The sequence below is a fragment of the Bacillus changyiensis genome, from assembly GCF_027706145.1.
Lineage (GTDB): Bacteria > Bacillota > Bacilli > Bacillales > Bacillaceae > Bacillus > Bacillus changyiensis.
In genome coordinates, this window is record NZ_JAQFWW010000015.1 from 1 (window position 1) to 11,601 (window position 11,601).

An 11,601-nucleotide genomic window follows, 5' to 3' on the forward strand; every position below is an offset into this window, starting at 1 on the left:
GGCCGTTTTATCGGCATTGTCAAGCTCCTGACTTAAAAAAGATAATTCTACATATAAGTCTTCCAACTTTTTATTTTTAATCACATAAGAGATGGTTTCAAAGAAAACAATTTTTTCTTTTACAAGTAGTAACCAACTGTCCACAACTTCAACTTGTCCACTAAAGAAATTTTTAATATTCGTTGCGGCTTTCCCTTGAAAATCATCTAATTTTGTCATTCGAAGAAAAGCCTTTCTCAGTGTATAAAGCCGTTTTTCAAAAACTTCATATTCCTTTTTTCGCTTGTCTGCAGCTTCAATTAAAGAGTTTGCTTCAAATACTTTATTTGAGCTGTCTTTTTGGGATTTTTTATTTGAACTCATCTATAATCCTCCCAAAGACTTTTCTAGCAAGCTCGAGATCCTGTTCTTTCAGTAATTTGACGTTGCTTTCTACATCCTTCATATTTTTATAAACAGCTTTTTTGTATTCTTTAAGCATTTTTTGAGTCTTTTGTTCTCGGCTTTGGAAATTAGCCGTAAAGGATAAATCATTTTTGTCACAAGAATCTGATGGTTCTGCCAGATATACAAATGCTAAAGCTTTTTCAACAGTTTTCAGTTCTCTTATGAAAGTATCGTGTGAAAATTTAATAGTCATTTAGATCGAGCCCCTAATAATTTATTAATTGAGTTAATCGTCTTGGTCAGTTCATCATGCTTTTTTTCCCCGTGATGAAGTAGATCATTTGCAGCTACGGCTAATCTTCCTACTCCTTCAAAGAAAGCTTTATCAGCCTCCAAAGATCTAATTTCTTCCTCAATTTTGGAGATATAATCTAAGTACCCTTCGTTTACAATATCGTGCATGGCTGTATGTGCCTGATCGCGTTCCTTGTCAAAGTCAGTGGCAGATTCCCCGACCCAGTGTTGATCTAGATGGGGTTTTAAAATTTTTCTAATATGAGAAATTCCTTTCTCATGCTCTCCCTCTATTTTTTTCTTTGCTGCTTTTAATTTTTGAATTTGGTGTTCTGCATGATGTATGCCTTGCTTAATCATACTGTGAATACCACTCAAAATCGTTGCATGACTCATTTGTTTCACCTCAACATAAGGAATTATACAGATTTATCCACTGAATTTTTTTCCATACCTTTAATCATAAAAAAGAAGTGAAGAGAGTGAAATAGTGATATAGAACTGTTTTTTATAGGTATCCGCATTCATGGTTATTAAAATAGTCCCATTTTTTCTGGTGATCACCTTGAATAATAGGGGTTAAAGAAAATCATAAAACAAAAAACAAACAAACATTCGTATTATGATTGTATCAGGAACACACGTTCTGGTAAAATGAAATAATAAAGGAGGGGAAACACATGGATTCGATGTTAAAACGCTCATTAGAAGAAAGAACAGCTCTAGATATGATTTATATGAGAAGAGACGGTCGAATTTCAAAAAGGTCAATCATTGTTCATCAAATCAATGAGGGTTATATACGAGCTTATTGTTTTAAGAGCCGACAAACAAAAACGTTTACAACTGAAAATATCCTCGCTGTTTCTCCTGCGGATCAGAAAAAAGTTGTTTGGAGAGTTTCTTAGGAGTAGGGGAGCATCTGTTTTTAAAAAACCGACATATTTTGGCAGCATCATAGCTGTCCATTTTATTTGTTCCCTAATTTTTCAAACTGTCATCTTTCATGTTGTTCATCTCCTTGACAATCCACTTCAAAACTTTCCAGAATCAAGGATCAAAAAAATTTAATGTTGGCCAGAAACAGTATTAAACAGTTAATCCGTGGAGCTTTTATATGAATTGCCAAAAAGATTCATTACATCAACTAAGATGCTGTACACATAGAATAGCATTAAGAATAAAACCAGATTTTTATTGTGGGAATTTTTGTGAAATAGGGGGCTTGAAGGGGGCATAAGTTGCCACCTATATAAAAAAGGAGGTAAACACAATATGTAGTATGCTTTTTAAAAAAACACAATATATGCACATGTTCAATATCTCAAAAACAAGATGTGGTATTATACAATAAAAAATAAAGAATTTCAATCAAAACATTGTGGATATTACTTAAAAAGAGTACAATTAGTGTAACAAAAAAACGAAATTAACAATATTCTAATTCATTGGGGAATTAAAGTGATTAATTGTACGTGTGAAATAGAGTCGTTTTGTTATAGTTTTTATAACTTAATAGTTGAAATTAATGAAGTGCATAGTGAATTTTCAAAAGAGTTCGCTTCTGAAAAACATGCTCTAATTAACTTAAAAAGAAAACAAGTTAATCATGTTACTCAAGTAAACAATGGGAACACTTTTTCTGTTGATAATTTGTTTTTGCAGTTGATTTCTAATTATCGAGAGAAGTTGCTTTATTATACTGCAACTGATGTTGATTTTGAAAGTCAATATACAGATTTAATTATAAGGACAAGAACAAAGGAATCCACTTCAATTATTAATAAGCTTAAATATTATCTTGTTGGAAAAAATGAAGCAGGAAAACTGCCGCTTAACAAATGCTTAAATGATTTATTTGGATTTAGAATACATCCAACTTTTTTTGACCATAATAAGGAATGTTTTCAAGAAACATGTCAAAGGTTAAAGCAACTATATAAAAATCGAATTGATTTTAGGGATTCATCAAAAGGAAATTATAAAGCGTATCATATTTATTTATACGGAGAGAGTTGGGAATACTTCCCCTGGGAAATACAAGTATGGCGCTTAAGCGATCGTGAAAAAAATGATTTATCGCATAAGCAGCATAAACAAGAACATAGGAAATGGGCTGCAATTTACAAAAATTCAACAGAAATAGAATTGGAAATGGAAGGTGTTTAGTTATGGCTTTTCATTTTATTGCAATCGTAAGTGACTTCTCTGGTGGAAGAAGATACGGTTGGCATTATTCAAGTGAAGATAGGTTAGATAAAGATTATATTAAGTCTTTTATGACCAAAGTTAAACAAGAATGTGGACATATTCAATTTGGAATTCATAAACTAACTACTGAGGATACATCTTGGGCTTCAGTAGTAAGAATGGATTCATTCTTTGATGATGTTATAATAACAAATCGAATTGACGATTTTATAGAGGTTGTTGCAAATGATCAACAGCTTTCCGCTTATGATGTTACTAAATTCGTACTAGCTACGCTCCCTACATCACATTTGAAATTGCAAAAGTTGCTGTACTATATCTATTCTGAATTTCTGATCAGAACTGGGGAAAAATTATTCAAAGATCGGATAGTTGCGTATAAGTATGGACCTGTAGTTGAAGATGTTTTTCAGAAGTATAGAATACACGGTAGCTCGGAAATTGATTATAAAGAGGATGAGACTTTCGTGTTGCAAACAGATGAACAAGCATTTACACCCTCCTTAATGAAAATTTGGACTTCTGAATATGGAGTAATAGCGTTAGAATGTATCATAGAAACGTTGGAGAAATATGGTGATCTAGATGCATTCGGGTTAGTTGACAAAACACATCAAAAGGGAGGACCATGGGAAAGAGTTTATAAACCTGGTCAAAATTGCGAAATCACTGATGAGTTAATAACTCTATATCATAAATATGTACAATAATAAAAAGCCTAAAAAATAGGCTTTTTATTATTGTAACTTAATTCCTCCAGAAGTCTTTAAATAAAAACAAATAATTGCAACAACAAGATAAAACGTTAAATTTCGAAATTCTGTATTAAGTAAGCAAACCACTCTTTTGGAGTATTCGAAAGGAAAAGAAAAAAGCCTAATTGATAGGCTGAATCTGCAGCTTAATGTTCCCCCATCCATGGAAAAACCTCATAACTTCTCAAGAGCTTTCTCTTTTTTGCTTGCCATGAAATAAATAAAAATTGTTGGCGAATTGTTGTCCAACTCTGCCAACAATCATCATTTTCATTCAGAAGTCATCAGATATACAATTCAATAGCCCTTGAAATAAAAGGGATGGTGAGAATCGAATATACTTGTTCAGAAGATGTCGACTACACTGGCAGTGTAGAGGTCAGCGGTTCGAGTTCTCTTGGAAGCTTAAATGAATACGTTGATAGGACAAGGTTTCTGGCTGATGAGAAGGCTTTTTGTTTATATAAGATTTTTAAGTTGACCAAATGACTGACCAAACAGAAAAGATTGAGGGAAAATCTGTATGGGAGTTGGTTTTTGATCCATCGCCTATTTTTGCATTAGTTGCAGCACTTGGTATGGCTATTAGTCAATTTACTATGTGGCAATGGAGTCGAATATTAGAATGAACAAACCATAAAAAGGAGATTAGTGGAATGGGTCTTTCAAATACTATGTTTAAACGATTATTAAGGTTGCGAGACATTGAGTTTTATCAAGTGGAATTGAGTGACGATGATAGGTGTTTTAATTTGTTGATTTATGACAAAGGATTATCCGAATTAGATAAAGGATTGCGTGATTTTGATAAAGGCAATTTGATTAAAGCTTATATAATAACAAATTTTGAATTGCCTGATTCAACTTATCAAGACGTGTTATATTTTGTTGATGATCTATTAGGAATGAAACACAATTGTTCGCATTTTACGGATACTCTGTTTGTTAAGGAAGAGTTCGATTTTGATTTTCCTTTTGACATGCTTGCTATTCGTAATTATGTGCAAGAAATATTATCTTTATTAGGAATTGATAAGAAACTTCCGGATTTTAAAGAAACTGCTTTTAATTATTTGTCCCAAGATTAGTGTCAAGAATCAATATTGACGCTATCCCATTGCAAAAAATTATTTCTTGACTTATCATAAAGATAAGGATAAATTCTAAAGAAATTGCATAAAATAAAAAAGACCCGACTGTTGGTAGCAGTCGAGTCAGTGTATACAAAGCTGGCCTAAAGGGGCTGGCTCCAGATCAAGAAAATTTTCTGACCTCCCTAAAAGTATGACGGCTCAAGGGGAGGTCTACTTCTTTTTAATGTATGTCAACAATGCCAGGATAAACATCCCGAACAATAGCATCAAAGATATACTTTGAAAGGTCGACATCATTTGCTTCACCCCCTTTCATAGGGAGTGAGCCAGACCACCCTTGAGGGAGCCGAACTTTATATACAATGAATATTTTACCACACCATTCTCCATGATCAACAGAACTTCATAAGCTTTCATTCTATCGTCAGTTACATATCTACTTTGTTATCTATAGGAAAAGCAGTGAAATATCAATGTGGGCTTATATAGTGGCTGGAATTCTTTGAATGGCTGGGTTGATAGTATAATGTGTTTTTTTCTTAGACAAGACAAATCTGAAAAAAATAATATTAACTAAATTAGTACCAAAAAGCAGGTCTTTAAAAGATCTGCTTTTTCTGATGGTGCAGTCTTTATCTAGGAATAGAGGAGTGTAGAGCCTAAACAAATTAAACAAGAACGCTTGTTTGTATATTGCTGGGAATCCACTAACCAATATGATATAATTTCCTTATCATGTACCATTTGCTAAAAGGGGCGAGCGTATGATCTTCGAGGAGAAAGACACACAGGAGCTTATTAAATTTGATGACTATCCTTACGCTGTTTATGTACGTGTATCTACAGATAAAGATGAGCAAATTTCATCGAAAGAAAACCAGATTGATATTTGTCACCATTGGATTGAACAAAACAATTATGAATGGAAAGATGAAGCGATTCAGCTAGATGACGGGATAAGTGGAACTGTGTTACTTGATCGAAAAGCGATGCAGCTCATTTTAGAGAAAGCCAAAAATCATAAGTTGAAAATGGTGATATTTAAGTCTGTTAGTCGTCTGGCTCGTGATTTGAAAGATGCCCTAGAAATACGTGAAGTTCTTCTTGCTCATGGTGTAAGAGTGGTAACACTTGAAGAAGGATATGATAGTTTAACAGAAGGAAAGAATTCATGGAAATTTGAAATGTTTTCAATGTTTGCAGCTCAATATCCGCAAACTGTATCAGTTGCAGCCAGTGCGTCCCTAGCAGCAAAAGCCAGAAGGGGAGAACATTCAGGAAGGATTCCTTTTGGATTTAAAAAAGAAGGTAAACATCTTGTCATTGATGAAGAAGAAGCAGATGTCATCCGTCTTATTTTTTCTCTTTACAATCATCATGGCTACGGACATAAAAGAATTGTATATAAATTAAATGAAGAGTTGAGCCTTGGTAACATCGTGAAGCCGCAAATATCTGATAAATGGCAATTAACCACTGTTCAACGGATTTTGAAAAATCCAATATACTGCGGGATCTTCGTTGCAAATCGATATACAACGGTTAAAAGTGGCGGACGGAAAAAATTCATGAGGAATCCTAAAGAAAAATGGACCATTTATAAAGAATGGTGTCCAAAGATTATATCAGAAGAAGAGTTTGAAAAGGCTAATAATCGAAAACGGCGATTAGCTAAAAGAAGTTTTTCTCCTCGGAATGAGCTTCGAGGGAAAATGGTCTGTGGAGAGTGCGGTTCTAAGATGGTTGTTCTTCCTTCATATAAATACAAGCAGAATGGTGAAAAATCAGAGTTTAACTATTTGAAATGCAGCGCATATCGCCGCGGAGGGAAAGATCTCTGTATCAACCATGCTCCTATACAATATAAGGATTTTCGTGCCATGGTCATCAAAAAACTGAATGCCAAAGGGAAAACATTCAAATTAAATTTTAAAAATGATTTTGGAGAGCGTAAAAAGAAAAAGATCAAGCAGATGACATATGAAATTCAAAATGCTGAAGAGAAGAAAAAGCGTTTAATTGAATTATATCTTGAAGATGCGCTCATATCTAAAGAGGAATTCCAATCAAAGCGGAAAGAGCTTGAAGGCGAAATCGAAAAATTAAACGATGACCTATTCTTACTTGAACGAGAAGAAGAGAAGAGCATTGATATTTCAAATATACAAAATGCATTTGAACAGCTGAAAAATACAGAGCAAGACTTATACAATGTATTTACAGTACTTATTGATAAATTGGTTATACATAGAGATGGAACAGTTGACTTTTTCTACAACTTTAAATGAGCCCTTCGGTTTGCCACAGGTATGCATACGGAATGCTATGCAAAAATTGGGTGTGAAAGGCCGTTCGCAAGCTGTTGTTGAACTTCTTCGAATGGGTGAGCTAGAGCTCTAAATTGTACCGGTATTCCTTCTTTGCAAAGAAGGGAACCGGTTATTTATTTTTGGAAATGAACGTGTATATTCATGTTGAAGTCTTGCAATTTCTGTGGAAAAGAAGGAAAATAGACTAAAGTGTTTTGAAAACAACGAGGTTGAGCGAGGTAGTGAAAATGAATTCGAAAGCTTCTTTGAACCACATAGCGGATATTGAAAAATCACTTCGACATATTTCGGGTATTATTAAACAAAAAGGAAGAGAAATTCTTACCCAATATACAATTACTCCACCTCAGTTCGTCGGTTTGCAATGGCTTTATGAATACGGCGATATGACAATCGGTGAATTATCTCAGAAGATGTATTTGGCATGCAGTACGACAACAGATTTAATTGACCGTATGGAGAAAAATAACCTTGTTGAGAGGGTGAAAGATCCGACTGACAGACGGGTCGTCCGGATTCACCTTTTATCAGAGGGAGAACGGATTATTCAAGAGGTTATTCAAAAAAGGCAAGATTATTTGGAAAACATGTTAACCACTTTTTCTGAAGAAGAAATCATTCTTTTTGAAAAAATGTTAATCAAACTTCAGCAGGAAATGAATAGAAAATGAGGCGATTTTGTTGGATCAACCGATAGGAGTTATTGATTCAGGAGTTGGCGGCTTAACTGTTGCAAAAGAAATAATGAGACAGCTGCCAAAAGAACATATCATTTACATCGGAGACACGAAACGTTGTCCTTATGGACCGCGTCCAAAAGAGGAAGTGCTCCAATATACAAGGGAACTAACCCATTACTTATTAAAGCATCATCATATTAAAATGCTTGTGATTGCTTGTAATACGGCAACCGCTATAGCTTTAGAAAAAATCACTTCCGAAGTTCATATTCCTGTTGTCGGCGTGATTCAACCAGGGGCTAGAACAGCAATAAAAGTAACAGAAAACCAGCGGATCGGTGTCATAGGAACGGAAAATACAATAAAAAGTGGAGCATATGAAGAGTCGTTGTTGTCACTAAATGGCAGTCTAACTGTTGAAAATCTAGCTTGTCCAATGTTTGTTCCGTTTGTTGAAAGCGGAAAATTTTTAGATGAAACAGCTGATGAGATTGTTAGATCTTCCTTGTATCCACTCAGAGATTCTTCAATTGATACACTGATTCTTGGATGTACGCATTACCCGATTTTAAAAGATCCGATTCAGCGCTATATGGGTGAACGCGTTAACATCATTTCATCAGGAGATGAGACTGCTAGAGAGGTCAGTACGATATTGTCTTACAAGGGTTTATTAAATCAATCCCCATTTTGTAGTGAACACCAATTTTTTACCACTGGAGATCGCGATCGTTTTAAAAAAATTGCAAACGATTGGCTTGGTTATGAAGTGAAAAATGTAGAAAGTATCTCTCTTCAAGAAACGATTGTGAAATAATAAGAGTTTGTCGACAAACGGCAAACTCTTATTTGTATAGCATCTAGAACTACTGTGTTACTATGTAGAAAAAGCAGGAATGCGTGTCATTTACATAACTGCATTGACTATTAAGCCCGTGGTTACTTGTGTTGGATAGTTGATGAAACAGTCTGTCCTAAGTAGGTCGTTATAAAGAAATACCTAGTAGGAAAGATCGATTATTCATTTTCGTTTGCCTGATCAATTTGACTTGGTTTGTCTTTTCCCGGACAAAAGCAAAAAGACAATGCTCAGAAAAGAATACTGCTTCTCTTTGTAAATTTAAAAGGAAACAGATAAGTATTTTAAGCTTTTCCGTGCGAATCGGCTTTATTTTGATCCTTAGTCAAAAACGTCTTTTGCAACACTTAGAAATTCCTTTACAGCAGGGGAGGCATTCGCAATAGAATGACAGGCAAGTGCAACTTCACGGCTGTTTTTAATATTTAGTTTGCTGACCTTTATATGTTGTTGAGTCTTTAAAAATAATTCTGGTCCGATGGTAACGCCAAGCCCTTCTTGCACCATATTAGCGATTGTTGTACAGTCGTGTACTTCAAAACGAGTAGATGGCTTCATATGGGCTTCTTCGAATATTTCTTCTACATGTGATTGGTACATCCCTGTTGGCATAATAAATGGCTCTTCTATTAAATCATCCATTTTCACCGTTTCTTTTGAGCGAAATCTGTGTTCTGGATGAAAAGCCACCACCATGTTGTCTTTTATGAGAGGAACAAGATCAAAATATGGATTTGATTTTCCTTTTACCACAAAACCAATGTCTATTATTCTAGATTTTAACCATTCTGTAATCTCTTCATATGTCCCTTCATAAAACTTAAATTCTATTTTAGGATGTTTTTTCTGAAATTTTGCAAGCAATCTAGGCAATAAGCAGGAAGAAGCACTTGCAAAAGTACCAACTCGAATGATCCCGGTTTCTAAGTTTGTCGCTAACGCAATTTCTTGGTTTATTATTTCAATTCTTTTTAACACTTCTCTTATATGTGGAAGGATTTTTTGCCCAATCTCTGTAAGCGTTATCCCCTTTTTACGATCCCGGATTAATAGGGAAACACCCATTTCGGATTCTAGACTAGCAACAGCATGACTCACTGCTGATTGTGTCATATTTAATTTTTCGGCAGTTTCTGTAAAGCTTCCTAACTCTACTACTTTTGCGATGATTTCGAACCGAACAATACTCATGAGTAATTACTCATACCTTTCATTAAAAATATCAATTTTACTTATGTTAACACGAGACTTAAAATAATAACAACATTTCAAATATGAAGGAGATGTACAAAATGAAAAACAATATAAATCAGCTAACTATCATACTTTTAGCTGTAGGAGCTTTTGTGACAGGAACAGCAGAGTTTGTTGTTTCTGGAATTTTGGAACTGATTTCTGTTGATTTAGATGTTTCCATTTCATTGGCTGGTCAGTTAATCACAATTTATTCTTTATTTTATGCAATAGGGGCCTTAGTATTGGTTATGTTAACTTCTAAGTTTGATCGTAAAAAAGTACTTTTATATGCAATCTTTTCATTTATTCTAGGTAACCTGATTGCATTTTTTAGTTGTAATCTTGTATTTCTCATGTTATCTAGGGTCATCATGGCCATGAGTGGAGGATTATATATTGTAGTTGCAACCAATTACGCTGCTCGAATCGCAATGCCAGAAAAAAGAGGCAGTGCCATGGCAACCGTTATTACTGGCTTTACCGTCTCATTAGTCCTTGGAGTGCCGATCGGAACATTTTTAGCAAGTTATTTAGATTGGCATTATATTTTTCTTATCATTGCTTTCGGTACGGCGCCTCTTTTAGTGGCACTTTATAAATTATTACCTTGTATAAAAGGAAATCAGCCGCTCCCATTTAAGCAACAGCTGCAAATGATCAAAGATAGTCGAGTCATGACTGGATTAACAACTACAATTTTTTGGATATTAGGTTACACGATGGTATTTGCTTATATCTCCCCATTGTTAAGTCATGCTGCCGGTTTTTCCATAGAGATGACGAGTATTGCTTTGTTTGTTTTAGGTACTTTTGCTTTTATTGGTTCACGTTTTGGGGGATATGCAGTAGACAAGTGGGGACCAAATCGAACGATATCACTTAGTTTATGTATGCATATCATTTCTTTGTTTGTACTCACATTTACACAGTACTCAACAGAAGGGGTATTGATCACACTGGCTTTTTGGGGAGCAGCGACTTGGACAACAACACCGGCAAAGCAATTTTATTTAATTTCATTAAAACCACAATCGTCTGAAACGGTACTAAGCTTTAATACTGCCTTAATGAATGTTGGAATGATGTTGGGGTCTGCGTTAGGTGGAATCATTATTCAATATATGAATATATTAAATTTAAGCTGGATTGCTGGATTATTCGTAGTAATCGCACTTATTTTTATCAGGTATTCTTTCTATTTAAATAAAACTTTAATGAATTAAAAACCAGACAAAAAACAAACAGCGTAATGGTGGTCAGGCTTAGTGTTCCCAGGTTTCCCGTCTGAGGCGTTCGTGAATTTTTTGCAAGCGAAGAATTCATTAAGTGTCCTAACACAAATTGCAATCTCAATGTGGATCATTTCCGTTTGGGACCATGTGTGATTTATCATTATTTTGCTGCTATTCAAGGTGCTAGGGTAATCATTAAGTTTACTAAAGGATACCCACACTCATGATGAAATATATAAAGAAAACCTGACTCACAACGATGCTTAGATGTAAAACTAGGAAATCAAAGAGAGGTCATGTTAATGATCTCTTTTTTTATGTGTGCCAGGCATGGCAACTATCTAGGTGGTGAAAGTCCACTGTGGGGGTACACATCGACCAACCACTAAGGAAGCGCAAGGGACTTATCGTGAGATAAGGGCTGAAAGAAGCGTGGAATAAAATCTTGGCTCGACGAACAGAAATCTGATACCAAGGCTCCACAAAGGGATAAGGCTCCATAACAAGTCAAAGTCCAAAAGAT

The 11,601-nt window shown here is 34.8% G+C and carries 13 protein-coding genes and 1 pseudogene; 9 read left to right on the plus strand and 5 right to left on the minus strand.

The genetic code is table 11. The features are described 5' to 3' along the window. The 3 genes from PDT38_RS19135 to PDT38_RS19145 all read right to left on the minus strand — a co-directional run. Positions 1 to 363: T7SS effector LXG polymorphic toxin (locus PDT38_RS19135; RefSeq protein WP_270803651.1), on the minus strand; the 363-nt coding region annotated here is incomplete at its 3' end. Next, a complete protein-coding gene (locus PDT38_RS19140) occupies positions 350 to 640 on the minus strand; it encodes a DUF5344 family protein (RefSeq protein WP_270803652.1) in 291 nt (96 codons plus the stop codon). The genes PDT38_RS19135 and PDT38_RS19140, both read right to left, overlap by 14 nt. Continuing rightward, positions 637 to 1,077 carry a DUF5082 family protein gene (locus PDT38_RS19145; protein WP_270803653.1) on the minus strand — a complete coding sequence of 147 codons (441 nt, stop codon included), beginning with the start codon at positions 1,075 to 1,077 and terminating at the stop codon, positions 637 to 639. Before PDT38_RS19145 ends, PDT38_RS19140 begins: the two co-directional genes overlap by 4 nt. Positions 1,078 to 1,361: 284 nt before the next feature. On the opposite strand from PDT38_RS19145, the gene PDT38_RS19150 reads away from it, so the two are divergent. The 4 genes from PDT38_RS19150 to PDT38_RS19165 all read left to right on the plus strand — a co-directional run bounded on the left by PDT38_RS19150 (position 1,362) and on the right by PDT38_RS19165 (position 4,735). Beyond that, a complete protein-coding gene (locus tag PDT38_RS19150; RefSeq protein WP_270803654.1) occupies positions 1,362 to 1,589 on the plus strand; it encodes a hypothetical protein in 228 nt (75 codons plus the stop codon). Between the two features lie 553 nt (positions 1,590 to 2,142). Beyond that, complete coding sequence (locus PDT38_RS19155; RefSeq protein ID WP_270803655.1) at positions 2,143 to 2,850, plus strand: nucleotidyltransferase family protein; 708 nt, start codon at positions 2,143 to 2,145, stop codon at positions 2,848 to 2,850. 2 nt (positions 2,851 to 2,852) lie between these two features. Beyond that, entirely contained in the window at positions 2,853 to 3,602 is a 750-nt protein-coding gene (locus tag PDT38_RS19160) for a Panacea domain-containing protein (RefSeq protein ID WP_270803656.1), read from the plus strand. Between the two features lie 764 nt (positions 3,603 to 4,366). Continuing rightward, a complete protein-coding gene (locus PDT38_RS19165) occupies positions 4,367 to 4,735 on the plus strand; it encodes a hypothetical protein (RefSeq protein ID WP_270803662.1) in 369 nt (122 codons plus the stop codon). A gap of 216 nt (positions 4,736 to 4,951) precedes the next feature. Here PDT38_RS19165 and PDT38_RS19550 read toward each other — a convergent pair whose 3' ends face one another. Continuing rightward, positions 4,952 to 5,038 (minus strand): putative holin-like toxin, encoded by an 87-nt coding sequence (locus tag PDT38_RS19550; RefSeq protein ID WP_394356319.1) that lies wholly within the window; start codon positions 5,036 to 5,038, stop codon positions 4,952 to 4,954. A 467-nt stretch (positions 5,039 to 5,505) separates the two neighbouring features. On the opposite strand from PDT38_RS19550, the gene PDT38_RS19170 reads away from it, so the two are divergent. The 4 genes and pseudogenes from PDT38_RS19170 (at position 5,506) to racE (ending at position 8,568) form a co-directional block, all read left to right on the plus strand. After that, positions 5,506 to 7,029 (plus strand): recombinase family protein, encoded by a 1,524-nt coding sequence (locus PDT38_RS19170; RefSeq protein WP_270803657.1) that lies wholly within the window; start codon positions 5,506 to 5,508, stop codon positions 7,027 to 7,029. A gap of 25 nt (positions 7,030 to 7,054) precedes the next feature. After that, a pseudogene (gene gerE / locus PDT38_RS19175) lies at positions 7,055 to 7,141 on the plus strand (spore germination transcription factor GerE); the annotation flags it as partial. Between the two features lie 157 nt (positions 7,142 to 7,298). Then, positions 7,299 to 7,742, plus strand: a complete 444-nt coding sequence (locus PDT38_RS19180) for a MarR family winged helix-turn-helix transcriptional regulator (RefSeq protein ID WP_270803658.1) — start codon at positions 7,299 to 7,301, stop codon at positions 7,740 to 7,742. 7 nt (positions 7,743 to 7,749) lie between these two features. Beyond that, positions 7,750 to 8,568: a glutamate racemase gene (racE, locus tag PDT38_RS19185; protein ID WP_270803659.1), complete on the plus strand. Its 819-nt coding sequence runs from the start codon at positions 7,750 to 7,752 to the stop codon at positions 8,566 to 8,568. Between the two features lie 363 nt (positions 8,569 to 8,931). On the opposite strand, the gene PDT38_RS19190 is transcribed toward racE, so the two are convergent. Next, positions 8,932 to 9,801, minus strand: a complete 870-nt coding sequence (locus tag PDT38_RS19190; protein ID WP_270803660.1) for a LysR family transcriptional regulator — start codon at positions 9,799 to 9,801, stop codon at positions 8,932 to 8,934. 92 nt (positions 9,802 to 9,893) lie between these two features. Between PDT38_RS19190 and PDT38_RS19195 the strand changes: the two genes are divergently transcribed. After that, the gene (locus PDT38_RS19195; protein WP_270803661.1) at positions 9,894 to 11,069 is read left to right on the plus strand and encodes an MFS transporter; all 1,176 of its coding nucleotides are present in this window, start codon (positions 9,894 to 9,896) and stop codon (positions 11,067 to 11,069) included. The last annotated feature ends 532 nt before the right edge of the window (positions 11,070 to 11,601 follow it).